Origin of the sequence: Micromonospora sp. NPDC048898 (genome assembly GCF_043198035.1) — a bacterium.
In the GTDB taxonomy this organism is placed as follows: domain Bacteria; phylum Actinomycetota; class Actinomycetes; order Mycobacteriales; family Micromonosporaceae; genus Micromonospora.
Window position 1 is genome coordinate 1,362,456 of record NZ_JBICUF010000001.1, and the last position, 24,717, is coordinate 1,387,172.

The window sequence follows — 24,717 nt, forward strand, 5'->3', positions numbered from 1 at the left end:
GCTAGACAGCCCTTCCGACCGAGACAAGTGCACTGGGAGTGCAAAATCCCACTGTGCCCGGTCAGGACCGGGCGGCGAGGTCGCGGAGGTGCGCGAGCGGCAGGTGCGGCGGTCGCCACTCCACGAAGAGGGCGGTCGCGTCGTCTTCGAGCCTGTCGTCCTGATAGCCGACGACGGCGCGGACCAGGCGACGCATCGTCTCCGGGCTGGGCAACCCGTCGTTGAGGGTGCGGTTGACGAAGTCGACGAGCCGGTCCAGCCCGAACTGCTCCCCGTCCGCGTTGCGCGCGTCGGTGATGCCGTCGGTGTAGGCGAGGATGCGGTCGCCCGGGTGCAGGTCCTCCACGTGCACCCGCGGGCGGCGGGCCGACAGGTGGCCCAGGCCGAGCGGCAACGCGGTCGGCCCCGGCAGCTCCCGAATGGCCTTGCCGTCGCGCAGCAGCATCGCACCGGGGTGACCCGCGTTGATCATGCTCAGTCGGCCGGTCCGATGGTCCAACTCCATGAGCAGCCCGGTCGCGAAGAAGTTCGGGTGCTCGGAGCGCACCCACCTGTCGATGCTGATCGCCGTGTCGACCAGGTCGAGGCCACACCGGCGTGCGTTGCGGTACGCGCTGACCACCAGCGAGGCCAGGGTGCTCGCCTTGATGCCATGGCCACAGGTGTCGAAGAGCCCGACACTGAGCACGTCGTCGTTCAGCGCGTAGTCGAAGATGTCGCCGCCGACGTCGTAACACGGTTCGAGGATGGCGGTGACCACCAGGTCGTCGGTGGCGAAGGTCAGCGGTGGGAGCAGGCCCCACACGATCTCGGCCGCGACCTGCATCGGGAGACGCCGCCGCATCCGCTCGACCACGTCACCGTAGAGCCGGCGGTTGACCAGGATCTGGGCGATGTTGACCGCCACCTCCCAGGCCGGCCCGTCCATGGCCGCGTCGGCGGCAAGCGGCGAGACGATCTCCAGCACGCCCATCCGTTCGCACCCGAGCAGCAGTGGCGCCCAGACCCGATCCGGGTTGTCGGGCGCGCGCTGGATCTCCAGACTGGTGAAGGCCCGGCCGGCCAGGGTCGTCTCGATCGACAACTCGCCCCGGTCGAGACCGGCGCCGAGCAGCGGCACCAGCAGGGACTGCGTGTAGTCGGCCAGGTAGATCACGATCTCGGTGGCGTCGATGAAGGGAGCCGCCCGGGCGACGAGCTGGGACAGCTCGTCCGGGCCACCCCGGGGCGCGTTGAGCTGTAGCCACCGCACCATCTCGCCGACGTCGCCCACGCTCCACCTCCCCCGGTCCGCTCCGAACCGTACGGCCACGGCAGGACGTGCGGTGACGCTACCTTGCGCCGCCGCGTTCCTCGCCCGCCGATCACCCACTCCCGGCCGGCCGGGTGCCGTTTCGTCCCAGGCGCCACAGCCATCTCAGTCGTTTCGCAACTATTGCGTAGTAGGTGTGCAAAAGTCCGATTGAGCAATCCCATCGTGCGGCGTGGTTTCCAACCGCTGCACAACCGGCGTCTGGTGAGATGCCTTCGCGAAAGGGCACGTCGTGACAACCAAACTACTCAGCCATCGACGACGCGCGGCGATGTCCGCACTGGCGGCCGTCGCCGCCAGCGGCACAGCCGTCGCCGTCCTGATCTTCAGTGGCACCGGCGCGAGCGCCGCCGAGGCACCAGTCGACCTCGGTACGGCGGCGAACTTCTCCGTGCTGGCCGGCTCCATGGTCACCAACACCGGGCCGACCTTCCTCGCCCAGAACCTCGGCGTCAGCCCCGGCAGCGCCGCGACCGGCTTCCCGCCCGGCCTCGTGGGCGGCGAGACGCACCTCGCCGACGCCGTCGCGCTACAGGCACAGACCGACCTGACCACCGCCTACAACGACGCGGCCGGCCGGACCCCGTTCACCAGCCTTCCGGCCGAGCTGGGCGGCACCACGCTGCTGCCCGGGGTCTACCGGCTCGGGGCCGCGCAGCTGACCGGCACCCTGACGCTCGACACCCAGGGTGACCCGGCGGCGGTGTTCATCTTCCAGATCGACTCGACACTTGTCACCGCGTCCGGCAGCAGTGTCGTCTTCATCAACGGCTCCTCGCCCTGCAACGTCTACTGGCAGGTCGGCAGCTCGGCCACCATCGGCACGGGCACCCGGTTCGTGGGCAACATCCTGGCCCAGGAATCGATCACCATGAACACCGGCGCCACCCTCCAGGGCCGCGCCCTGGCCCGGACCAGCGCCGTCACCCTCGACACCAACACCATCAACGCCCCCGTCTGCCTCCAGCCGACGGGCACGCCCACCCAACCGACCGGAACACCGACCGGCACGCCCACTGGCACACCGACGAGCACCCCGACCGGCACACCCACCGGGACGCCGACCGGCACCCCGACCGGGACTCCCACCGGTCAGCCCACGGGCACACCGACCGGCCAGCCCACGGGTAACCCCACGGGCCAGCCCACGGCCACGCCCACCCGCACGAGGCTGCCCGTCACCGGCGGTAGCGGAGGAAGTGCTCTGGTGCCCGTCCTGACCGGGATCGGCGGTGTCGCCGTCGCCAGCGGCGCGGCCCTGTTGCTCCTCTACCGGCGTCGGACGACCGACTCCTGAGCGAGGCGCCCCGGCGGCCGGTAACAACCGGCCGCCGGGGCGGCACCACCGACTGTCACCCGTCCCGCCCAGCCGCTGGCGGAGACTCCACCATCTCGGCGCGAAGGGCGGCCAACGACACCGTGGCGAAACCCACCCGGGAGTCACTAGCCCCGTACGGCAGCCACACCTCACCGTCGTGGATGAGCGCCCCGCAGGAGTAGACGACGTTGGGTACGTACCCGTCCCGGTCGTCCCCGTCCGGCGACAGGAGCGCACCGGGAAGGTGCGCCACTACCCGCTCCGGTCGGTCCAGGTCCAGCAGGAGCGCGCCGATCGCGTACCGGCGCATCGGCCCGACGCCGTGGGTGAGCACCAGCCAGCCGGCGTCGGTCTCGATCGGGGATCCGCAGTTGCCGACCTGGATCAACTCCCAGCTGTCCCGCGGGCCGTGCAGCGGGATCGCTGCCTGCCAACGGTTCTCGCCGTCCAGGACGGTCAGGCCGATGGTCTCGCCGTCGGCGCGACACAGCGCCAGGTGCCGGCCACCGACCGTACGCGGAAACAGCGCGAGCCCCTTGTTACGGGCGCCCGGCCCGCGCATCGGGGTCGTCTCGAAGCGCCGCAGGTCGCTGCTGACCAGGGCGCGGGTGGCGATGCTCCGGCCGTCGTAGGCGGTGTAGGTGGCCCGGTACACCGGCCCGGACTCGTCGACGAACCGGACGAACCGCGCGTCCTCCATGCCGTTGCTCTCGGCCGGGGTGGCCGGCCAGAGCACCCGTTGGTGCAGCGCCGTGTCGGCGGGGAAGGCCGTGGCGTAGCTGCCGGCGTTGGTGCGACGCAGTTGTTCGAGGGTGCCCAACCCGGTGCTGCGGGAGAGCAGATCGGGTGGCAGGGCGCCGAGCACCCGCTCGAAGGTGGCCTCGTCGTACCGCTCGGGCAGGGCGTCCAGCACGGTGGCGGTCACCTCGTTGTCGTAGTCCTCCTCGGCGAGGCCGGCGACGAGCAGGTCCCGGCGGTGCCGTACGCCCGTCCGCTGCCCGACGGCCAGCGGACCGGCCCGATCGGCGACGGTGAGCTGATGCCCGGGTCCGAGGACCGCGGTGGCGAACCCGATGGACGACACGTGACCCTCGCCGATCTGGCGCAGGCTGACCGCGACGCGCAACTGCCCGGTGCCCAGACCGCTCTGGTCCGGGTGGGCCACCATCGACGGGTTGCAGAGGGCGGCGGCCTCGACGGCGTACTCGTGGCTGAAGTAGGCGCCGACCAGCAGCCGGCTGGTCGGCGAGAGGTCCCCGGCCCGGGCGGCACGATGCCGGACCAGGTCGTAGTGGTGGTGGAACGTGTCGGCCAGGTCGCGGTGCCGGGCGCCGAAGCGGTCGAAGGTGTCCCGCAACAGCCGGCCGGCCTCCTCGTCGTCGAGGCGCGCGACCCGGTCGATGAGTGCCCGCGCCCGGGTGCGGACGACCGCGGCGTCCTCCCCCGGAACGAAGAGCTTGACGATGACCCGCCGAGGATCCGGGGCGAGAGTGACGTCCTGCCGGAGCGCCAGACTCCGGGTCACGACCACCGCCGGGCGTGCTGCAGGGTGGAGATGAGCGCCAGGGTGGATTCGGCGCCCTGGTTGAGGTTGGGTCCGTGCGCGGTCAGCCCGTCATAGCCTCCGCCGGTCGCCGGGTCCCACATCGGCGTGCCGAGGTCGTTGTCGCCGAGGAACCACCCGACCGCCTGCCGTACCCCGTCGTCCCACTCGGGGTCGCCGGTGACAGTGGCCGCCGTGGCACAGGCGTCGGCGAGCGCGGCGACCTCGATCGGCTGCTGGTCGTGGTGCAGCCGCACGGCCCCGTGCCGCCAACCGCCGACCGGCACCACCGACAGCCGCCCGTCGCGCAGTTGGACGTCGCGCAGCCAGGCCAACATCCGCAGGCCGTCGTCCAGGGGTGGGCCACCCTCGCGCAGTTGACTGGCGACGATGACCACCTCGGCGAGGGCGGCGTTCGCGTAGGTCAGCTGCTCCCGTGGCCACGGCCAGCGCGGGTCGGTGCCCGCCGGGCCGACCGTGCTGGCCGCGTCCGCCAGCAGGGACGCGGCGGCGACGTGACCCGGGTGACGACGGAGCACCTCGGCCGCGCCCAGCCCGGCGAACGCCATCGCGTGAGGGAACTTGGTACGCCGGCCCGCACCCCGGCTGAAGGCAACGAGCGCCTCCTCCCGTACCCAGGACGCGGGGCTGCGGGCGACGGCCGTGCCCAGGCCCCACAGCGCCCGACCCCACCAGTCGCCGAGCCCCGGTTCGTCGACCCAGCGCCGGTCGTGCCCGAGCCGGTTGTGGAAGGCCCCGTCGGCGTGCTGCGCGTGGGTCAGGAACGCGAGGTAACGCTCCGCGAGCCGGATCAGCTCCTCGCTCGGCTCCGGCTCGCGGCTGACGACGACCAGGGCGCGGGCCACGTCGTCGGTGCAGTAGCCGTGCTCGCGGCGGACGATGGCGTGCCGGGCGTGCTCGAAGAGACCGGTGTCGTCGCTGAGCCGGGTCAGGTGCGCGAAGCTCGGCGCGGGCGCCGACGCCCAGCGTCCCCGCGTGGCTGTTCGGGGCCGGCCGGTGGTCGCGGTCATGCCGGCACCACGCTGACCGCCGGCGGGCGGGCCTCGCTGAGCTGCTCCGCGAGCGTCTCGTACCGGGCCGCCACCGCCGGCCAGCGCAGGTGCGCGGCCAGCGGCCGGACCCGGCCGGCGAGCCGCGCCGGCAGGCCCGGCTCGGTCAGGACCCGCCGGATCGCCGCGGCCAGCGCCGCCGGGTTCTGATGGGGTACGACCAGACCCGGCCCGCCGGTCAGCAGCTCCACGGCGTGCGGGAACGCGGTGGCCACGACGGGCACCCCGGCGGCGACCGCCTCGATGAGTACGCCGGAGGTGACCTGTTCACGGGAGTCGTAGGGCAGGACCACCACGTCGGCGGAGCGGATCAACCGGCCCAGTGCCTCCTGGTCGTGGTAGACGTCCTGGTAGTCGACGGCGTGCGCGACGCCCAACTGGGCGCCGAGCTGGTGCAGCCCCGCCCGGTACGCCTCGCCGTGGTGCTCGACCACCTTCGGGTGGGTCCGGCCGGCCACCGTGTAGGTGGGTGTCGGTTCCAGATCCTGCAACCGCGCGAGGGCCCGCAACGACCACTCGATGCCCTTGCCGGGGCCGAGCAGCCCCCAGGTCAGCAGGTGCGGGCGGGTACGCCGCTCGACGGGTACGCCGGCCAGCTCGGCGGCGCCGTGCGGGATGACAGTCACCTTGCCCGGTGGTACGGCGTACCCGATCAGCAGCCGGTCCCGCGCGGTGTCGGTCATCGTGACGACCGCCCCGGCGGTGGCGACGATCCGCTCCAACAGGGACTTCTGCCGGGCGGTGGGTTGGCGGAGCACGGTGTGCAGGACCACGATGCTCGGCACGGTGAGTCGCCGCAGCAGCGGCAGGACGTCCTCGCCGTCGGTGCCGGGGTAGATGCCGTACTCGTGCTGGACGATCGCCACGTCGAAGGTGTTCAGGGCGGCCGCCGCGTCCCGCCAACCGGCCGGGGTGAGCGCCGACCAGGTGTGCACGACACCGGGCACCGGCCGCTGGTCGTCGCCGTGGTCGGTGACGCGGACGATGCCACCGCGCGTGCCGTCGGCGGTCAACTGGGCGGCGAGGGCGGAGTTGAACGTGGCCAGCCCACACCGGGTCGGGGGGTGGGTGCTGAGGAATCCGTAGCTGGGCATGAACGTCGGGCCTTTCCGGTTGTCGGCCCTCGCCGGAGTACGGGGCGAGCCTCACGCGGGAACGGCGCACGCCGGTCAGCGTGTTTGACCGGCGGGGCGGGTTGGTTCAGCCGTGGACGAGCTGGTCGTAGACGGCGAGATAGTCGGTGACCATCCGGTCCGCGCTGAAGCGCTGGAGGGCCTGCGCCCGGCACCGCGCCCGGTCCAGGTCGGCGACCCGGGTGACCGCGTCGACGGCCTCATCGACGGTGTGCACGAGGAAGCCGGTCACCCCGTCGTCGACGACCTCGGGCATGGACCCCCGCCGGTACGCGACGACCGGGGTGCCGCAGACCATCGACTCCACCACCGACAGTCCGAATGGCTCGTCGAAGGCGATCGGGTGCAGCAGTGCGGTGCTGTCACCCAGCACCTCCGCCCGTCGTCGCGGGCCCACCGACCCGAGGAACACGACCTGGTCGCCGTCGATGTGCGGGGCCACCTGTTCGGCGAAGTACCGCTCGTCCTGCACGATGCCGCAGATGGTCAGGGGTCGGCCCGCCCGCCGGGCGATCTCGATCGCGGTGTGGGTGCCCTTGTCGGGGTGGATCCGGCCGAAGGCGGCCAGCCCGGGGCCGGGGTCCCCGGTGAACGGCAGCCCGCCGACGTCGACGCCGTGGTGGACCGTGGCGACGTAGTCGAGCGTCGGTGCCCGGTCGGCGTCGGAGATCGACACGTACGACGAGCGGGCTCGGGTGTAGGCGGGCAGGATCTCCGCGCCGGAGAAGCCGTGCACCGTGGTCAGCAGCGGGGCACGGCAGTGCTCGGCGAACGCCAACGGGAGCCAGTCGAGGTGACTGTGCACCAGATCGAACTCGGCCGAGCGGGCCAGCGCGTGGGAGACGTGCATCGCCTCCCACACCCGGCCGTCCAGGTCCGGGTCGTCCGCGTACCCCCGTGGGCAGACACCGTCGAGTTTCGCGGAGGTGACGGAGTCCAGTGTCGCGAAGAGCGTCACGTCGACGCCGTGGCTGGCCAGCCCCTCCGCGAGCAGGCCGGTCACCTGCTCCCACGGGCCGTAGTGGTGCGGCGGCGTACGCCAGGCGACCGGTCCGAGCAGGGCAACCCTCAAGGGGAGGACGCGTCGACGAGGTCGGCCGCATTGAGGTGCAGGGTGGCGAGCAGGCCGGTGTGCTTCGCCGGGTCCACGCGCTCCGGCAGCTCACGCTCGACCCAGTCGGCCCGGGCCTGCTGGCCCCTGTCGCGAAGTGCGGTGACGATCCTGTCCCTGGCGATCCTCATCTGGTGCTCCCCTGGTTAAGGTGTTCAAAACGATCATTCGCACGAACGGCGGTGGGGTCGGCCCACCGGCCGTCCGGATTGCGATGACCAGCGAACCCGACAGCCGGGACGGGGCCGGCGATCAACAACACGACCAGCCGTCGCGGCGATGGGGATGACGATCGGTTACGCCCCTGACTGGGCTGGTGGCGACGGCGTCTGGCGGCCACCGGGATCCCGGGCGACAGGTCCACCGTACGCCCTCGCGGTGTGCGGGCGCACACGCACCGGCCGCCGGGCCGGCCGCAACATGCCGCCCGGCGGACTGGATCCGCAGGTCAGGGCTCCAGCACCACCTTGCCGGCCCGGCTGCGCGCCTCGGCGAACACCAGGGCGGCGGAGACCTCGCCGAGCGGGTAGCGGGCGGCGATCTGCGGCACGATCACCCCCTGCCGCAGGAGGTCGAGCACGATGCCCAGGTCGGTACGCAGGCGACGCCGGAAGGCGGCACGGCGGGTGAGCTGACCGGCCCAGAAGTTGTAGAAGCCGGCCCGGCGGCCGTTCGGCAGCGCGTTCCAGGTGTAGAGGCGGGTCAGCAGTTTCACGAAGACCCACGCGACCGACTGGCCGGTGCCCACGGCGGCGGCGTTGCCGTAGACGACGAGCGTGCCGCCACGGGCGAGCAGGCCGTACGAGGTGCGGACACCCGGGCCGCCGACCGGGTCGAAGACGGCGTCGACACCGCCCGGCGCCAGCGCACGGACGCGCGCGGCCAGGTCCGGGGCACGGTAGTCCAGCGGTTCGACGCCGAGGTCGCGCAACCCGGCGTGGTGCCGATCCGTCGCGGTGCCGATGACCCGCAGGCCGAGGTGGCGTCCGAGTTGGACGAGTACGCTCCCGACGCCGCTGTTCGCGCCGTGCACGAGAATGGTCTGCCCGGCCCGCGGCCTGGCACTCTGCAACATCTGCCACGCCGTCACGCCGTTGACGACGACTGTCTCGGCGGCGACGGGGTCCAGACCAACTGGTACGGGGGTCAGGGCGTCGATGTCGACGAGCACGTACGTGGCCCAGGCGCCGGTCTTGGTGACCGCCGCCACCCGGGTGCCGACAAGCGAGTCGTCGCCACCGGGGCCGACCGCCCGGACCGTGCCGACGAGGTCGTAGCCGGGCACGAACGGGAACTTCGGCTGGCCGGGGTAGAGGGCGTGGCGCATCTGCTGCTCGGCGAACGAGATGCCGGTGGCCTCGACCTGGACGAGCGCCTGCCCCTGGGCCGGCGTGGGCATGGCGCGTCGGTGCAGTTGGAGTCCGTCGGGCTCCACCACGCCGGGCAGCACCACTTCGGTGATCATCGCATCGGTGGTCATGGGAACCTCCTAGTTTGTAAGTGTGCACTCACACACTTCGCGGGGCAAAAAGGTGGCCACCGTCGCGGCCCGAGGGTCGGTGGTCGGGTGTCAGGGGTGGCGGATGCCCGCCGTCAGCGCGCGGGCCCACGGCTCGGGGACCTGGTCCAGGCCGGCGGTGACGATCAGGTGGCAGAGCTGGCCATACGCGAAGAACTGCTGCACCTGCGCGTCGCTCGCGCCGGAGCGGTCCTGCACGAAGGTGGCGACCCGTCGATAGCCGGCCCGCACCACCTGGGCGATCTCGGGAATGTCGGTCACGGCCTGCGCCTGCACCTGGAAGAGCAGCAGATCGCGGTCGGCGATCAGCTCCGCGTAGGCGCCCCCCATCGCGTCGAGGATCTCCTCCGCACTGCCACCGGCGGCACGCTCGGCCCCGGCCTCGATCGCCGCCGCGATCCGCTCGAAGCACGTGTCGGCGGCCGCCACGAACAGCCCGAGCTTGCCGGCGAAGAGCCGGAAGACATACGCCTCGGAGATGCCGGCGGCAGCGGCCACGGCGGTGACCGGGGTGGCGTGGAAGCCGGTGCGCGCGAACGCCGACACGGCGGCGTTCAGAACGGTGATCCGGCGGGCCTCGGCAGTCGATCGCATGTTTGTAAGTGTGCACTCACAAACAAGTGCCGTCAAGGCGAGCGCCTCTCGAATCCGCAGGGTCGCCAGGGGCGTCGCTCACTCCAGGGGCGTCGCTCACTCCAGGGGGTAGAGCCGGGCCGGGTCACCGGGCCGCAGGCTGTCCGGGATGTCGTCGTCCCGGGTGCTGGCGGCGATCGAGCCGAGCAGCGCCAGTGAGCGCGCCGACTCCGTACCGGGCTCGGCGTGGTAGATCACCAGAAGCTGCCCGTCGGCGCCGGCCACGGCGAGCTTGTCGCAGTACAGGTCGAGGTCACCCACCTCCGGATGGCGCAGCCGGCTGACCACACCCTCCCGTCGACGCACCTCGTGGCGCGCCCACAGCTGGCGGAAGCAGTCGCTCTTGAGGGACAGCTCCCCCACCAGCGCCGTCAACCGGGGGTCGTCGGTGGCACCGCCCGAGTCGGCGCGCATCTGCCCCACCACGCTCTGCATCGCCTGCCGCCAGTCGCGAAACAGCTCCCGCTCGGCCGGGTCCAGAAACACCGCGCGGAGCCGGTTGGCACCCGGGGCGAGGTTCGGCGACAGCGCCCTCGCCATCGGGTTCGAGGCCAGGATGTCGAGGTAGCGGTTCTGCACGAAGGCCGGCATGTCGAGCTCCCGCAGCAGGTGCAGGATGCTTGCCGGCACCCGCTCCGCGGCCGGTCGGACCGCCCGCCGCGACCGCGTGCGGCTCAGCCCGATCAGGTACGCGGTCGCCTCCGGGTCCAACCGGAGCACCCCGGCGAGGGCGTCGAGAACCTGCACCGAGGGATGCCGTTCGCGACCCTGCTCCAACCGCAGGTAGTAGTCGGCGCTGATGCCGGCAAGCATCGCCACCTCCTCACGCCGCAGCCCCGGCACCCGGCGCAGGCCCACGCCGGGGCCGAGCCCGACGTCCTCGGGCCGGGTCTGCTCCCGACGGGCACGCAGGAAGTCGCCGAGCGGGTTCGTCGCGTCCATGCCCCGACGGTAGATCGCCGGGCGGCCCGGTGACTGGCCGTGTCACTACCAGGAACAGCTCGCCCTGCCGGCCGCCCCGGCTGCCGACGCACTGTCGACGCATATCCACTCCGATTACGGATAGAGGACGACATGCGCGAGAACCTTCCCGGCGGAACCGTGACCCCCGCCGACGACCTCACCCTGAGCCGGATGGGCTACGGGGCGATGCAGTTGGCCGGCCCGGGGGTCTTCGGCCCACCCCGCGACCGCGAGCAGGCGCTCGCCGTGCTCCGCGAGGCCGTCGACCTCGGTGTCCGGCACATCGACACCAGCGACTTCTACGGCCCGGTGGTGGTCAACGAGCTGATCCGCGAGGCGCTGCACCCGTACCCCGAGGATCTGCACCTGGTCACCAAGGTCGGCGCGCGCCGCGGCGCCGACCGCTCCTGGATCCCGGCGCTGGAGCCGGACGACCTGAAGGCCCAGGTCCGGGACAACCTCAAGCACCTCGGCCTGGACGTCCTCGACGTGGTCAACCTGCGGGTCGGTGTGGCGGAGGGCACCGGCGACGATCCCCTCTCCGAGCAGTTCGGCGCCCTCGCCGAGCTGCGGCAGGAAGGGCTGATCCGGCACCTCGGGCTCAGCAACGTCACGCTCGACCAGCTCACCGAGGCCCAGGCCATCGCCCCGGTGGTCACCGTCCAGAACCTCTACAACCTCGCCAACCGGCAGGACGACGCCCTGGTGGACAGGTGCGCGGCGGAGAACATCGCGTTCGCCGCGTTCTTCCCGCTCGGCGGGTTCACGCCGTTGCAGTCCGACACACTCAACGACGTGGCCACCCGGGTGGGTGCCTCGCCGCAGCAGGTCGCCCTCGCCTGGTTGCTGCAACGCTCCCCCACCACGGTGCTGATCCCGGGCACCTCGACGCTGGCGCACCTGCGGGAGAACCTCGCCGCCGCCGACCTGGAGCTGCCGGCCGACGCGATCGAGGAACTCGACACCATCGGCGGGTGACGCCGGGACGCGGACCGCCGCACGGCGGTCCGCGTCACCCGCCCAACTCGCTCAGGCCGGCCGCCCGGTCCAGATGGGTGAGGAACCGCCGCACCGCCGGTGGTCGGCTCCGCCCAGCGACGGTCGCGGCGAAGATCCGCCGGACGGAGACGTCGTCCGGGTGCAGGCGGAGCAGGGTCAGGTCGGCGGGAGCGGCACGTACGGCCAGGGCCGGCACCAGCGCGACGCCCAGACCGGCCGCGACACAGCCCAGCTTGCCGGTCCACTCGGCCGCGACGATGTCGATGCGCGGGCGAAAACCCGCCGCCAGGGTCGCTCGCAGCAGCGTCTCCTCGGCGGTCGCCGAACCGGCGATGAACGACTCGTCGGCCAGGTCGCGCAGGCGGATGGTCCGCCGGTGGGCGAGCCGATGCGCCCGGGGTACGGCCACCAGAAGCGTCTCGTCGACGAGGTGGTGCAGGTCGAATTGGTCGCCGTCGAGCGGCTGGTCCGCCGCGGCGCTGACCACGGCGACGTCGGCGTCGCCGTCGACCAGGCGCTCCAGCAGCCCCGGCGTGAGTCCTTCGACAAGCGACAGGGCCACCTCGGGATGCTCGGCCTTGAAGCTGGCCAGAGCACGTGGCACGAGCGCGGCGACCGCCGTGGGGAACGCGCCGACCCGCAGCCGGCCGGCGGACAGGTCGCGCAGGGCCGCCAGGTCCCGCCGGGCGGTGTCCAGCCGGTCGAGCACCGCCTCGGCGTGGCCGAGCAGGCACCGGCCCTGCTCGGTCAGGGCGACGCCGCGCGGCAGCCGGTCCAGCAACGGCGACCCGGTCTCGGCTTCCAGCGCGGCGATCTGTCGGGACACCGCCGACTGGGTGTAGCGCAGGCTGCGGGCAGCACCCGAGATGGAGCCGTGCTCGGCGACGGCACGGAAGACCTGGAGCGCGTTCAACTGCATCGTGACATGCTCCCCCAGCATGGCAGCGATGCGTAACAGTCGCTGGTGGCATGACTCAGCGCCCCCTAGCGTTGGCGACATGAACGAGATCGCCCTCTTGGGTACGGGCACGATGGGCACCGCGATCGGCCGCCGACTGCTGGCCACCGGGCAGCGGCTCACCGTCTGGAATCGCACGTCCGCCCGCACCGGGCCGCTCGTCGACGCCGGGGCACGCGCAGCCGGCAGCCCAGCCGAGGCGGTCCGCGACGCCGACGTGGTGATCACCATGCTCACCGATGCGGTAGCCGTCCGGCACACGCTTGTCGACTCCGGTGCGGTACTGGCGCTGCGGCCGGGCACCCCCGTGATCGAGATGTCCACGATCGGTCCCCGGGCCGTGGCCGAACTGGCCACGCTGCTGCCGGCGGGAGTACCGCTTGTCGACGCTCCGGTCGCCGGCAGCGCCGGAACTGCCGAGGCGGGCCGGCTCGTGGTGTTGGCCGGCGGGGAAGAGTCGGTCGTCGAGCGGGTCGCCTCGCTGCTGGGGACGTTGGGCACCGTCCGTCGCTGCGGCGGCTCCGGCCGGGGCGCCGCGTTGAAGCTGGTACTCAACACCGCGCTGGTCACCGCGGTCACCGCGGTCGCGGACGCGCTCACCGTCGCGGACGCCGTCGGCGTCGACAGGCGTACCGCGATCGATGCACTTGGCACCGGGCCACTCGGCGGTGCGGTCGCCCGGGCGACCGCCACGGACGCCGCGTTCGCCGCCGCCCTGGCCGCCAAGGACGCCCGGCTCGCCCTCGACGTGCTCGGCGACGCGCCGGCGCCCCTGCTGCGCGCCGCCGCGTCGGCGCTGGCGGCCGCGCGCCATCCGCAGGATGACATCGCCCGTCTCACCGACACCGCCGCAGCCGCAGCCGCAGCCGCAGCCGCAGCCGAGGAGATGTAGTGAACCTGATCCTGGACAATCCGACGACTGTCACCGCGCCGTTCGGCGACCGGTTCGCGCACGTCGCCCGCCTCGACCTGCCGGGGGGCGCGCTGCTGATGCTCTCCGGTCAGGTCGGGGTGGACGACGCCGGCGCGGTGGTCGCACCCGGCGACGTGCGGACTCAGTCCGAACGGATCTTCGAGTTGATCAGCGCACTGCTCGCGGCGCACGACGCCACCTTCGCCAACGTGCTGCACGTCCGGACGTTCATGACCGACCTCGGCGACCTGGCCGACTACGCGGACGTCCGCAACCGCTACTTCGGGCAGACCAGGCCCGCCAGCACCACCGTCGAGGTGAGCCGGCTCTTTCTCGACGGCGCGGTGCTGGAGGTCGAGGTCACCGCGGCCGTGGCCACGGGTTGACCACCATCGGCTGATCTTCGCGGTCGGTGCGGTCGACGCGGTCGGTGCGGTCGGCGCGGTCAGCGCGGTCAGCGCGGTCAGCGCGGTCAGCGCGGTCAGCGCGGTCGGCGCGCTGGTCTCAGTGCTGGTGCGGCCGGTTGCGGACCAAGGCGAGGGTGAGCACGGCGGTGACGAGGAAGACGATGCCGTTGACGCGCAACCCGGCCTGGACGCCTGCGGTCAGTGCCTCGGCCAGCGCCGCGCGTACCGGATCGGGCAGTGGTTGGTCGCCGGTGGCACCGGCGGCCACCGCGGCCCGCACGGCGGCCCGGGTGGGCTCGCCGACCTGGTGCGCGGCCAGCCGGTCGGGCAGGTCGGCAAGCATCGTGGTGGTCAGGAGCGTGCCCAGCAGGGACGAGCCGAGCACCGAGCCGACCTGGCGGGCGGCGTTCACCGCTCCGGCGGCCATGCCGGCCTGCGCGGGCGCGACGCTGGCCAACGCCGCCGCCGTCGCCGGGGCCACCACCAGACCGCTAGCGGCACCGAACAATGCGAACAACGCCCAGCGGTGACCGAACGACGCGGTCGGCCCCTGGGTCGCCAGGCCGAAACTGGCCACCGCACCGAGGACCAGGCCGAGGGCGATGGGCGCCTTGAAGCCGGTACGACGAATCACTCGCCCGGCACCGAAGGCGACGAGCACGTAGGCGCCGAAGAGCACGAGCATCCGCCAGCCGGTGTCCAGCGGGCTGAGTGCCTGGGCACGTTCGTGGAAGAGGACCAGCAGGATCGCCACGCCGGTGAAGCCGAACAGCGACACCGCGGCGACGACCGTGACGGCGCTGAACGACGCGGACCGGAACAGCCGTACGTCGAGCATGGGCGCGCTGGCCCGCCGCTCGACAAGCACGAACCCGACAAGTGCGACAAGCGCGACGATCCAGGCCGCCAGCACCACCGGGCTGGCGTAGCCGTCCCTGCCGCCCTGGATCATCGCGTAGACGGCGGCGGCGATGGCGACGGTGCCCAGCACCAGGCCGGGTACGTCGAGTCGGGTGGCGCTCGGCCTGGACTCGGCCACCCCGATGGCGGCCACGACGAGGGTGATCACGCCGAGCACGATCGTGGACAGGTAGACGCTGTGCCACGGGTGGTGCCGCAGCAGCGCGCCGGCGATGAGTGGGCCGATCGCGAGGCCGATGCCGGAGGCCGCCGACCATGCGGTGATGACCTCGGTACGTCGGTGCGGGTCGGTGAATGTCGCTCCGAGGATCGCCAGGCTGTTCGGCAGGATCAGGGCCCCGCCGAGGCCGGCGACCAACTGCCCGGCGATCACCCAGGCCACGGTCGGGGCGCCGGCCACCATGGCGGCACCAACGATCATCGCGACGACTCCGGCACCGAACATGCGCTTGCGTCCGTAGCGGTTGCCCAGCGTGGCGGCGGACAGCACCACGCTCGCCACCATCAGGGTGTAGGCGCTGGGCACCCAGATCAGGGTGGTCGGGTCGACCCGCAGGTCCTGTTGGATCGTGGTCAGGGCGGAGATCGTCGCGGTGATCTGGAGAAACGTGATCATCGCGCCCAGACACATGGCGACCAGGGTCACCGCGCGGGAGCCGCGGACGGCGGAACGGACGGCGCCGGCCGGTCCGGGTGGAGCTGCGGTGCTGCTGGTCACTGGGTTTCCTCAGGGTCTCGTCGGGCTGACTTGCTCATGCCAAAGTCAGCACCCCTCAGTGAAGCACCTGACTAACCGTGATGCAAGTCAGGTAGGCTTGACGGCATGGAGGATCTCCGAGACGACCGCGACTCCTGGTCGAGTGAGAACTGCTCGGTGGCCCGAGCCATGGACATCGTGGGCAGCAGGTCGACGGTCCTGATCATGCGCGAGGCCCTGCTCGGCACGCGCCGCTTCGACGACTTCGTCCGCCGGGTCGGCGTCGGCGAGCCCGCCATGGCCGCCCGCCTCAAGGAAATGGTCGCCGCCGACCTGCTCGAACGAATCCCCTACCGCGAGCCGGGCCAACGCACCCGCCACGAATACCAGCTCACCCGCAAGGGCCGCGAACTCCTGCCCGTCATCACCGCCCTGCGCAACTGGGGCGACACCTGGGCCGCCGACGACGCCGGCCCGTCCGTCGTCGCCACCCACCGCGACTGCGGCCAACCGGTCCGTGCGGTCCTCCGCTGCGCCGCCGGCCACGAAGTAGAGGACGGCGACATGGACATCGCCGCCGGCCCAGGCCTCATCCGGCGCGGCTGACGAACTAGGCACATCCGGCCGACGAGGCCCCACCCCAAGGCGGGTTCCGGCCTGATCTGACATGGAACCAGCGAGCTGCGGGCCGAGGCCAGGAGTCACCAGGGCCGGCGCGCCAAGACCGGCGGGCAGGCCACGACCGGCGGGCCACGACCGAGATCAGCTTCGGTTCGGGTTCGGCCCTACCCGCTTGGCGACTGGAGGGCACCGGGCGGGCTTGATCTGACGCGGTCGGGGATGCGGGGCGCAGAGCCGCCCTAAGTTACGGGGGCAATTTGCCGAGTTCCTTAACCACAGCTCACCCTCGATCCGTGACTCGACGTGCGGGCCGCCGAGCCACGCTCGACACCTCGCAAAATGGCATACAGGCCGGCCCGCATGCGGCCCTGACTGTGCCAGCGGAGCGCCGCGACTCAATCGATCATGGTCACTGAAAACTGTCGTACACCTGTTCTAGTATCTGATCATGGTCGAGGAGTTGGCGCAGGCAGACGACGCGGTCGCCGCCTGCGTTGACGACGCCGCCTGGGCCCTCGCCGAAGCTGAGCTGATCGCGGCACTCGACGCCGCGCACCGCCTGGAGCAACGCCTCTCCGCCGTCAAACTCGCCCTGGTCCGCGAGATCGACGGTCGCGGCACCGCCCGCGCTCAAGGCGCGTCCAGCACGGCAGTCTGGCTGCGCGAGCGACTCCACCTCACCGTTCCCGCCGCCCGCCGGCTGGTCGACCTCGCCGCCGCTCTGGACACCGGCAACCCCGGGATCCGCGCCGCTCTGGCAAACGGGGACATCACAATCGACCAGGCCCGAGTCATCGGCGACACCGTCGCCACCGTGCACACCACCGCCGGCACGGAAGCAGCAGACAAGGCCGTCGGGGTTCTGGTTGAGTGGGCCGGCCAGTTCGACCCCACCCTCCTACGCAAGCTCGGCACCCGCATCCTCGACCACGTCGCCCCCGACATCGCCGACGCCGCCGCCAAAGCCGCCCTGGAGGCCGAGGCCGCCCGGGCAACCCGCGACCGGCATCTCACCCTCTCCACCCTCACCGACGGCCGCCTACGACTCACCGGCATCCTCGACACCGAAACCGCAGGCCTGCTCCGCGCCGCCATCGACCCACTGACCGCACCCAGCGGCCCCGACGACCAACGCACTGCCGCACAACGCCGCCACGACGCCCTCGCCGACCTCTGCCGCCTCACCCTGCGCACCACCGACCTACCCGAACACGGCGGCGACCCCGCACAAATCGTCATCACCACCAGCTACGACGAGCTGACCCGCCACCTGGGTGCCGGCACTCTCGACACCGACCTGCACCTCACCCCCGACACGGTCCGCCGACTCGCCTGCGACGCCGCCATCCTCCCCGCCGTCCTCGGCAGCACCAGCCAACCACTCGACCTCGGCCGACAACGACGCCTCATCACCGGCCCCCTCCGCCGCGCCCTCGTCCTACGCGACCGGGGCTGCGCCTTCCCCGGCTGCGACCGCCCACCCCGCTGGTGCGACGCCCACCACATCCACCACTGGGCCGACGGCGGCACCACCAGCCTCGCCAACGCCGTCCTACTCTGCGGCCACCACCACCGACACCTGCACCACAACGACTGGACCGTGCAACTCAGCGGCGACGGCCACCCCGAATTCATCCCACCCGCCTGGCTCGACCCCGACCAACTCCCCCGCCGCAACCACTACCACCGACGAACATAGAAACGACCAGCCGGCGCTTAACGCTCTGTTGCCGTGCAGCCGGATCCAGGCAGTCCCACGCGGCGGCTCGGCTCTCCCACGACCGAGACCCTGGATGCCCCCGCATGCTCGCCGCGCCGGTGCTTTGGTGCGCTGCCGCGTTGGTACGCCGCCGCGCCGCAGGCCGCAGGCCGGCGCTGGGCGTGAGCCGGAGTACTGCGGGCGGTATTCTCGCCCGCGAACAACCAGGCCACCAGCGGCAGCGGCAGCGGCAGCGCGTCGCGGACCGGCGACAAGGGCATCCCGGGAGGCAACCGGCCTGCCGCCAAGCGCGGACCAGCGCTGGCACGTCCGCGTAACGGGTGGCAGGGGCGGCCCTGGTGGCTCGGTCCACGACGCGACGTTGATCGTCGTTGCCCCGCCAGCCCTCTTTCGAGCCGAGCAGGTGGTGCAGGGGTGCGGCCGAGCAGGTGCACGGTGGTCCGCTCGTCGATCACCGCGCCACGGACGAACTCCTCCGGTGCCATGTAGCGCCGCGAGCCGGGCAACCGTTCGGCGTCGAGCAGGAAGGGTCCGGGTCGGTACTCGTCCAGGTCGATCAGGCGCATCCGGCCGGTGGAGAAGTCGTACAGGAAGCAGCCGTCGTAGAGGTCGACCGCGACCAGGCCGGCGGCGCTGACGGCGAGATGGGCGTCGAGGATCGCGTCGAGGGCCGCCTCGACCTGCGGCAGCGGAAGCTGCTGGAATCGGGTCAGCCCGCCGCGGTCTGCGCCGTGCACCGTGGCGTGGTTCAACACGTCGCCGTCGTACCAGGGGTAGACGAGCGTGGGCCCGGCCGGTCCGCGCACTGTCCGCTCTGGACGGACGATCACCGGGTGGCGGACTGCGGCATGCACCGCGCAGGCTCGGTCGAGGGAGGCTCTGCCCTCGGCCGTGCTGGCCGTCTTGACGAGCCAACGCCGGTCCGCCTCCTCGACCCCGCAGGACAGGCAACCGGAGTCCTGCTCGTCGAAGACCGCGAAGGCCGAATCGATCGACGGCACGGAAACCCGCCGAAATGGCATGGACAACCCCGAGTCGGCAGCGTAAATGACGCGCAAAGTACCCGTTGCGTTACGAGCTTGTTTCCAAGGTGACGGCCAGGTTACGAGTGCTTCTCGATGATCTATACCGATCCTAGGTTTCGGCCACCGTCATCAGTCGTGGCGGCCGGCACCGAACGTGGAGGCAACGACGTGCCACAACCGAACACACATCGGACCGGACGGGCCAGGCGCGGGGTCAGCATGCTGGCCGCCGTGGCACTGACCGCGGCCGGCCTGACCAGCCTGCCCGACAGCGCCATCGCCGCGCCGACCAGCAGCAGCGGCCCGACCGCCCGCTACCTCGTCCAACTCGACGAGGAGCCGCTGGCCACGTACACCGGCGGTGTTCCCGGGATCGCGGCGACGAAGCCGACCGACGGTGCCAAGCTGAACCGCACCTCGGGCAGCGCCAGGGCGTACCGGGATCACCTGCGCCAGCAGCGCACGTCCGTGCTGGACCACGTCGGCGTGCCGGCCGAGCGCACCCGCGTGACGATGGAGACCGCGTTCAACGGCTTCGCCGCCGACCTGACCGGGCCGCAGGCCGCCCGGCTGCGTGCCACCCGAGGTGTACGGGCGGTCTACGAGAGCCGGAAGGTGCACGCGACCACCTCGCACACCCCGGACTACCTGGGCCTGACCGGCAAGGGCGGGGTGTGGAAGAAGGAGTTCGGTGGCGACTCGCACGCTGGCGAGGGCGTCATCGTCGGGGTCATCGACAGCGGGTACTGGCCGGAGAGCGCGAGCTTCGCGCCGTTGCCCAGCCCTCGCCCGGACCAGGCCATCATCGACGCCAAGTGGAAGGGCACCTGCGACGTCGGCATCGAGGCACCTGTCACCTGCAACAACAAGGTGATCGGGGCGCGCTGGTACAACGACAGCGGCATCGCCGACGCCTTCCCGGACGACTACTCCTCGCCTCGTGACCGCAACGGCCACGGCACCCACACGGCCAGCACCGCGGCCGGCAACCACGGCGTGCGGGCGACGTCGGGCAACCAGGACCTGGGCATGATCTCCGGGATGGCGCCGGCCGCGCGCCTGGCGATCTACAAGGCGCTGTACGACAACGGCGCGGGCGGTGCGACAGGTACCGACATCGACATCGTGCACGCCATCGACGACGCGGTCGCCGACGGTGTCGACGTGATCAACTACTCGATCGGTGACGACACCGAGCAGTTCGGGGCGGTCGACGCGACGTTCTTCAACGCCGCCGCGGCGGGCGTGTTCGTCGCCGCCGCCGCCGGCAACTCCGGCCCGTTCGCCAACACCGTCGACAACTCGACGCCGTGGCTGACCACGGTGGCAGCGAGCACCACCGACCGGCAGAACACCCGCAAGCTCACCCTCGGCAACGGCACCACCATCGCCGGTGTGGGCATGGGCGAGACAGGTGTCGGGCCGGCCCGACTGGTCTTCGCGAAGGACAGCGCGCTCGACCCGGACGGGGCCTACGGCGCCGGCCTCTGCGCCGACGACACCCTGGATCCGGCAAAGGTCAAGGGCGCGATCGTGGCCTGCCTGCGCGGCGAGATCCCGCGTACCGACAAGAGCATCGAGGTGGCACGGGCCGGCGGCGTCGGCATGGTGTTGTACAACGACGAGCTGAACTCGCTGAACGCGGACGTGCAGGCCGTGCCCACCGTGCACATCAACGAGGTCGACCTGGCCACGGTCAGCGCGTACGTCGCCAAGGGCAACGCCACGGCGACCATCTCGCCGAGCAGGCTGGAGACCGTCGAGGCCCCCGCGGTCGCCGCGTTCTCCTCGGCCGGGCCGTCCAACCTGAACGCCGGTGAGCTGCTCAAGCCGGACATCAGCGCACCCGGTCAGGACATCGTCGCGGCGTTCTCCCCGTCCATCGGCGGAAACGACTTCGCCCTGGAGTCGGGCACCTCGATGGCGGCGCCGCACATCGCCGGCATCGCGGCCCTGCTGCTGGCCAAGCACCCCGGCTGGTCGCCGGCGGCGGTCCGCTCGGCGCTGATGACAAGCGCGGTCGACAAGACCGACAGGGGCAACCCAATAAAGATCGGCACGTACGACGCCACCCCGCTCAACTACGGCGCCGGCCAGGTGAAGCCGGGTAGCGCGTTCGATCCGGGCCTGGTCTACGACTCCAACCAGCAGGACTGGATCCGGTACCTGTGTGGGGTGTCCGCCGACCGGGGCGGCGACTACGGGCTCGGCGACCTGGACGGCTGCGACACCATCGGTGCCATCGACACCGCCCAGCTCAACTACCCGTCGATCTCGCTGGGCCGGATGGTCGGCAAGCAGACGGTGACCCGCACGGTCACCAACGTCAGCGACAGGGCCAGCACCTACACATCGTCGGTGCAGGCCCCGCCGGGCTACCAGGTCAAGGTCACCCCGAAGAAGCTGCAGATCCCCGCGGGCAGGTCCGCCCGCTTCACCGTCGAGGTCACCAACACCGGTGGCGCGTTCGACACCTGGGCCGACGGCTCGCTGACCTGGCGCGACCAGTTCAAGCACGAGGTACGCAGCCCGGTGGTCGTGCACAACTCCGGACTTGTCGCCCCCGACACCATCACCGGCAAGGGCACCTTCGGCAGTGTCCGGATCGCCGCCGAGGTCGGCTACCAGGGTCAGCTGATCTCCCAACTCTCCGGCCTGACCTCGGGAACCAGCAACGCGGTCACCCTGACCGGCGACGGGCCGAGCTGGGACTGGAGTACGTCGAACAACCTGCCGGTGCCGCTGCCCGCGTCGATCAGCCGGACCACCCTGCACGTGCCGGCCGGGACCCGCAGCCCACTCGTCCAGGTGACGTCGAAGCGGCCCACCTGCTCCCACATCGACTGGGACGACGAGGAGGGGGTGCTGGAGTGCACCGAGTTCAGCCTCAACGTCTACGACAAGTCCGGGAAGTTCGTCACCGCCACGGCCAGTGGTCGGGACGGCGCCAAGGTGACCCTGCCGGACGGTGCCGGGGACTACATCGTGGTCGTCGAGCAGGAGTTCACCGAGAACATCAAGGACGGCGCGAACGCGTACACCATCACCAGCTACCTGCCGGGCGCGCCGGGCACCTCGACCGGCCGGTTCACCATCGACCCGAAGCAGCGCAGCGTGCGGCCGGGCGCGACGGCGAACCTGACATTGCGCTGGTTCGGCCTCGCGCCGGGTCAGCGTTACCTGGGGGTGCTGGAGTTCCGCAATGGTGACGGCTCGCTGAAGACCGTGCCGGTCACCGTCACGTCCTGACGGTGGCAACCGGCCGGCGGGCCGCCGCGTGACCCAGGTCACCGGCGGTACGCCGGCCGGCCGTCCGTACCACCGGGGGTGATCTGCTCGGCCCCACGGTGATCGACGGCGACGAGGACAGGACGCGGGGCGGCGGGGGCCCATCTCCCGTTCGCCCCAAACGTCTGCGCGGACCCGTCGAGTTCGTGGGACGAGCGGCGGAGGTGGCCCGGCTACGCCGGCTCGTCGAAGTCCCGCCGTGCCTGATCCTGTTGGAGGGCGAGCCCGGGATCGGCAAGAGCAGGCTGGTCACCGAGTTGCTCGCCGAACTGCCCGGGAGTCACCTGGTCGGCGAGTGCGACGACGTGCCGGAGCCTTTTCCGCTCGGCGTGCTGCTGGACGCGATCCGGGGCAGCGCCGACCGAGTCGACGCCGGTGCCGTCAGCCCGGTCGCCGGTGCCCTCGCGCCGCTGCTGCCCGAACTGGCCGACGTACTGCCCGCCGCGCCACCCCCGTTGACCGATCCGGCGGCCGAGCGGCATCGACTGTTCCGCGCCGTCGCGGCGGTGCTGAGCGCGCTGAGTCCGGCCACGCTGCTGCTCGAGGATCTGCACTGGGCCGACCCGGCGACCTGCGAGTTCCTCGGCTACCTGAGCACCCACCCGGTCGACGGGCTGGCGGTGGTGCTGACCACCCGCACGGTGCCGCCGGGAGGCAGCACGCCGATCCACGACGCACTGGCGCGTACTCCACCGTGGAGCGTCACGCGCATGGCGCTCGGCCCACTGGGCGCCGACGACGTACGCCGGCTCGCCGCCCGGACCCTGCGGCTCGACGACCCCCCGCAGCGGTTGGTCGCCACCCTGCTCGACCGCACCGCCGGCATCCCGTTCGTCGTCGAGGAGGTGCTGCGGACGCTCGCCGAGCGGGGCGGCGACCCGTTGGCGGACGACAGTGTCCCGTTCGTCCTGCGGGACGTGCTGCTGTGGCGGCTGCGTCCGCTCGACGATGCCACCCGGGAGGTACTCGGCGCCGCCGCGGTGCTGGGGTTGGCACCGGACCAGCACATCCTCGCCGCGGTACTCGGCCTGGACCGGTCGGCGGTCGGCGCGGCACTGACCGCGGCCCACCGGGCCGGCCTGCTGCACGACGCCGGAGACGGTCTACGTTTCCGGCACGACCTGGCCCGCCAGGTGGTGTACGACCTGGTGCCCTGGGAGAACCGGGAGTGGCTGCACCTACGCGTCGCACGGGTGCTGGAGCAGAGGTTGCCTCGGCCGGTCGCCCAACTGGCCCACCACTACCGCCGGGCCGGCAGCGGCGCGGACTTCGTCCGCAACGCCGAAGCCGCCGCCGACCTGGCCACCGAACGCGGCGACGACGCGACGGCCGCCAGCTTCCTGCTCCAGACCATGGACGTCGCCGAGTTACCCCGACCGGTACGGGTGCGGCTGGCCGCCAAGTTGGGTCGGTCGGCCATCGACGGGCTCAGCCAGGCCGAGGCGATTCCGGTGTTGGAACGGCTGCTCGCCGACCGGAGACTGCCGCCCGGAGCCCGCGGTGAATTGGGCCTGGTGCTCGGGCGGATGCTGCGCCAGCAGGGCGAGGCCCTGCGCGGGTACACCGAGATCGAGCGTGCCCTGCCGTACCTGCGCGCACCGCGACGCAAGGCCCCGGCGCTCGCGGTGCTGGCGGCCCCGGACACCGTGGTCGGCCGGCACGTCGACGACCACCTGGCCCGCTGCGCGGCGGCGGAGAGCGCCGCGGCGGCCAGCGGGGACCCGGGGGCGCACCTCGCGGTCCGGATCGCCCGCGCCTCGCTGCTCCTGGAGTTGGGCGACCCGGCCGCCTGGGCGATCATCACCGAGCTGCGGGCATCCGCGGAGTTGGCCGACCGGCCCCGGGAGCATGCCCGGGCCTGCCTGAACTGGGCGCAGGGCGCGTTGCACGCCGGGCACCCGGAGCAGGCCGAAGCGCTCCTGGCGGCCGGTCGGGCGCTTGTCGACGAGACCGGGTACGAGCGGCTGAGGGCCCTGGTGGAGGCGACCGAGCTGTCCCTGGACCGTGCCGCCGGCCGGCTGGACGGGCTTGCCCAGCGACTCACCCGACTGGTCGCCGACGCTCGGCGGATGCCTGTCACCCTGCTCGACGCACGTGCCGAACTGGCCACCGTGCTGGCCCGTACCGCAGTCGACGACGACGAGCGGGAGGTGGCGCGGCGGGCGCTGCGGGAGGTGGTGGCCGATGCCCGGCGCGTCGGCGCGATCTGGCCGCTGGTGCAGGCACTCTCGGCGCTGGCCCGGCTGACCCTGGCCGGGCGGCCGGACGAGGCGGTCCGGCACGCGACGGAGGCACTGACCCTGGTACGCGGGAAGGGCATCCTGGCGTGGGCTGCCGAGGCGGTGCTGGTGCTGGCCGAGGCCGCCGCCGCGGCGGGTGACCCGGAACGGGCCGCGGCAGCGGTGACCGAGCTGGAAGTCGGGATCGCGGGTCGGGACGCGCCGCTCGCCCTGGCCGCCCTGCGCCGGTGCCGGGAACTCGTCCCCGCCTGAGCCGTCCCGGCTGGTGCGGGTGGCGGCATCGACCCGACTTCGGCCCCGGTGGGATCGCCACCGAGGCCGAAGCC

General features: G+C 72.1%; 20 protein-coding genes. 8 read left to right on the top strand and 12 right to left on the bottom strand.

What is annotated here, in order from left to right; all coding sequences use genetic code 11:
• Window positions 1-61: 61 nt before the first annotated feature.
• Entirely contained in the window at window positions 62-1,273 is a 1,212-nt protein-coding gene (locus ACGFIQ_RS06420; protein WP_393239974.1) for a PP2C family protein-serine/threonine phosphatase, read from the bottom strand.
• 271 nt (window positions 1,274-1,544) lie between these two features.
• On the opposite strand from ACGFIQ_RS06420, the gene ACGFIQ_RS06425 reads away from it, so the two are divergent.
• Complete coding sequence (locus ACGFIQ_RS06425; RefSeq protein ID WP_393239977.1) at window positions 1,545-2,609, top strand: ice-binding family protein; 1,065 nt, start codon at window positions 1,545-1,547, stop codon at window positions 2,607-2,609.
• Between the two features lie 55 nt (window positions 2,610-2,664).
• On the opposite strand, the gene ACGFIQ_RS06430 is transcribed toward ACGFIQ_RS06425, so the two are convergent.
• The 8 genes from ACGFIQ_RS06430 to ACGFIQ_RS06465 form a co-directional block, all read right to left on the bottom strand.
• A complete protein-coding gene (locus ACGFIQ_RS06430; RefSeq protein WP_393239979.1) occupies window positions 2,665-4,155 on the bottom strand; it encodes a glycoside hydrolase family 130 protein in 1,491 nt (496 codons plus the stop codon).
• Window positions 4,152-5,204, bottom strand: a complete 1,053-nt coding sequence (locus ACGFIQ_RS06435; RefSeq protein WP_393239981.1) for a glycosyltransferase — start codon at window positions 5,202-5,204, stop codon at window positions 4,152-4,154. The genes ACGFIQ_RS06430 and ACGFIQ_RS06435 overlap by 4 nt, the downstream gene beginning before the upstream one ends.
• Window positions 5,201-6,337 (bottom strand): glycosyltransferase, encoded by a 1,137-nt coding sequence (locus ACGFIQ_RS06440; protein WP_393239983.1) that lies wholly within the window; start codon window positions 6,335-6,337, stop codon window positions 5,201-5,203. Before ACGFIQ_RS06440 ends, ACGFIQ_RS06435 begins: the two co-directional genes overlap by 4 nt.
• Before the next feature lie 106 nt (window positions 6,338-6,443).
• Complete coding sequence (locus tag ACGFIQ_RS06445) at window positions 6,444-7,448, bottom strand: glycosyltransferase family 4 protein (protein ID WP_393239986.1); 1,005 nt, start codon at window positions 7,446-7,448, stop codon at window positions 6,444-6,446.
• Window positions 7,445-7,618: a hypothetical protein gene (locus ACGFIQ_RS06450; RefSeq protein ID WP_393239989.1), complete on the bottom strand. Its 174-nt coding sequence runs from the start codon at window positions 7,616-7,618 to the stop codon at window positions 7,445-7,447. Before ACGFIQ_RS06450 ends, ACGFIQ_RS06445 begins: the two co-directional genes overlap by 4 nt.
• 317 nt (window positions 7,619-7,935) lie before the next feature.
• Window positions 7,936-8,967, bottom strand: coding sequence for a medium chain dehydrogenase/reductase family protein (locus ACGFIQ_RS06455; RefSeq protein ID WP_393239992.1), 1,032 nt, complete (start codon window positions 8,965-8,967; stop codon window positions 7,936-7,938).
• 90 nt (window positions 8,968-9,057) lie between these two features.
• Complete coding sequence (locus ACGFIQ_RS06460) at window positions 9,058-9,600, bottom strand: TetR family transcriptional regulator (protein WP_357072352.1); 543 nt, start codon at window positions 9,598-9,600, stop codon at window positions 9,058-9,060.
• A gap of 96 nt (window positions 9,601-9,696) precedes the next feature.
• On the bottom strand, window positions 9,697-10,581 hold the full coding sequence (locus tag ACGFIQ_RS06465; protein WP_393239994.1) for a helix-turn-helix domain-containing protein: 885 nt from the start codon (window positions 10,579-10,581) through the stop codon (window positions 9,697-9,699).
• Between the two features lie 132 nt (window positions 10,582-10,713).
• Here ACGFIQ_RS06465 and ACGFIQ_RS06470 point away from each other — a divergent pair, with 132 nt between their 5' ends.
• A complete protein-coding gene (locus ACGFIQ_RS06470) occupies window positions 10,714-11,580 on the top strand; it encodes an oxidoreductase (protein ID WP_393239996.1) in 867 nt (288 codons plus the stop codon).
• Window positions 11,581-11,614: 34 nt separating this feature from the next.
• Here ACGFIQ_RS06470 and ACGFIQ_RS06475 read toward each other — a convergent pair whose 3' ends face one another.
• Window positions 11,615-12,520 carry a LysR family transcriptional regulator gene (locus ACGFIQ_RS06475; RefSeq protein WP_393239998.1) on the bottom strand — a complete coding sequence of 302 codons (906 nt, stop codon included), beginning with the start codon at window positions 12,518-12,520 and terminating at the stop codon, window positions 11,615-11,617.
• Between the two features lie 28 nt (window positions 12,521-12,548).
• Here ACGFIQ_RS06475 and ACGFIQ_RS06480 point away from each other — a divergent pair, with 28 nt between their 5' ends.
• Window positions 12,549-13,451, top strand: a complete 903-nt coding sequence (locus ACGFIQ_RS06480) for an NAD(P)-dependent oxidoreductase (RefSeq protein WP_393240001.1) — start codon at window positions 12,549-12,551, stop codon at window positions 13,449-13,451.
• Entirely contained in the window at window positions 13,451-13,858 is a 408-nt protein-coding gene (locus ACGFIQ_RS06485) for a RidA family protein (RefSeq protein WP_393240003.1), read from the top strand. Before ACGFIQ_RS06480 ends, ACGFIQ_RS06485 begins: the two co-directional genes overlap by 1 nt.
• A gap of 118 nt (window positions 13,859-13,976) precedes the next feature.
• Here ACGFIQ_RS06485 and ACGFIQ_RS06490 read toward each other — a convergent pair whose 3' ends face one another.
• On the bottom strand, window positions 13,977-15,518 hold the full coding sequence (locus ACGFIQ_RS06490; RefSeq protein WP_393240006.1) for an MFS transporter: 1,542 nt from the start codon (window positions 15,516-15,518) through the stop codon (window positions 13,977-13,979).
• Between the two features lie 105 nt (window positions 15,519-15,623).
• On the opposite strand from ACGFIQ_RS06490, the gene ACGFIQ_RS06495 reads away from it, so the two are divergent.
• Window positions 15,624-16,103: a winged helix-turn-helix transcriptional regulator gene (locus tag ACGFIQ_RS06495; RefSeq protein WP_393240008.1), complete on the top strand. Its 480-nt coding sequence runs from the start codon at window positions 15,624-15,626 to the stop codon at window positions 16,101-16,103.
• 463 nt (window positions 16,104-16,566) lie between these two features.
• Window positions 16,567-17,817, top strand: coding sequence for a DUF222 domain-containing protein (locus ACGFIQ_RS06500; RefSeq protein WP_393240011.1), 1,251 nt, complete (start codon window positions 16,567-16,569; stop codon window positions 17,815-17,817).
• Window positions 17,818-17,834: 17 nt separating this feature from the next.
• Here ACGFIQ_RS06500 and ACGFIQ_RS06505 read toward each other — a convergent pair whose 3' ends face one another.
• Window positions 17,835-18,839, bottom strand: a complete 1,005-nt coding sequence (locus tag ACGFIQ_RS06505; RefSeq protein ID WP_393240014.1) for a hypothetical protein — start codon at window positions 18,837-18,839, stop codon at window positions 17,835-17,837.
• A gap of 255 nt (window positions 18,840-19,094) precedes the next feature.
• Here ACGFIQ_RS06505 and ACGFIQ_RS06510 point away from each other — a divergent pair, with 255 nt between their 5' ends.
• Together ACGFIQ_RS06510 and ACGFIQ_RS06515 are read left to right on the top strand one after the other, a co-directional pair.
• On the top strand, window positions 19,095-22,112 hold the full coding sequence (locus ACGFIQ_RS06510) for a S8 family serine peptidase (RefSeq protein ID WP_393240016.1): 3,018 nt from the start codon (window positions 19,095-19,097) through the stop codon (window positions 22,110-22,112).
• Window positions 22,113-22,297: 185 nt separating this feature from the next.
• Window positions 22,298-24,643 (top strand): ATP-binding protein, encoded by a 2,346-nt coding sequence (locus ACGFIQ_RS06515; protein WP_393240019.1) that lies wholly within the window; start codon window positions 22,298-22,300, stop codon window positions 24,641-24,643.
• Window positions 24,644-24,717: the final 74 nt, after the last annotated feature.

What these genes read in the sequence shown, in the direction of transcription:
- ACGFIQ_RS06440 (WP_393239983.1), bottom strand. Translation starts at nt 6,337, where the DNA reads ATGCCCAGCTACGGATTCCTCAGCACCCACCCCCCGACCCGGTGTGGG.
- ACGFIQ_RS06435 (WP_393239981.1), bottom strand. Translation starts at nt 5,204, where the DNA reads ATGACCGCGACCACCGGCCGGCCCCGAACAGCCACGCGGGGACGCTGG.
- ACGFIQ_RS06455 (WP_393239992.1), bottom strand. Translation starts at nt 8,967, where the DNA reads ATGACCACCGATGCGATGATCACCGAAGTGGTGCTGCCCGGCGTGGTG.
- ACGFIQ_RS06460 (WP_357072352.1), bottom strand. Translation starts at nt 9,600, where the DNA reads ATGCGATCGACTGCCGAGGCCCGCCGGATCACCGTTCTGAACGCCGCC.
- ACGFIQ_RS06480 (WP_393240001.1), top strand. Translation starts at nt 12,549, where the DNA reads ATGCGTAACAGTCGCTGGTGGCATGACTCAGCGCCCCCTAGCGTTGGC.
- ACGFIQ_RS06450 (WP_393239989.1), bottom strand. Translation starts at nt 7,618, where the DNA reads ATGAGGATCGCCAGGGACAGGATCGTCACCGCACTTCGCGACAGGGGC.
- ACGFIQ_RS06470 (WP_393239996.1), top strand. Translation starts at nt 10,714, where the DNA reads ATGCGCGAGAACCTTCCCGGCGGAACCGTGACCCCCGCCGACGACCTC.
- ACGFIQ_RS06500 (WP_393240011.1), top strand. Translation starts at nt 16,567, where the DNA reads ATGGTCGAGGAGTTGGCGCAGGCAGACGACGCGGTCGCCGCCTGCGTT.
- ACGFIQ_RS06465 (WP_393239994.1), bottom strand. Translation starts at nt 10,581, where the DNA reads ATGGACGCGACGAACCCGCTCGGCGACTTCCTGCGTGCCCGTCGGGAG.
- ACGFIQ_RS06495 (WP_393240008.1), top strand. Translation starts at nt 15,624, where the DNA reads ATGGAGGATCTCCGAGACGACCGCGACTCCTGGTCGAGTGAGAACTGC.
- ACGFIQ_RS06475 (WP_393239998.1), bottom strand. Translation starts at nt 12,520, where the DNA reads ATGCAGTTGAACGCGCTCCAGGTCTTCCGTGCCGTCGCCGAGCACGGC.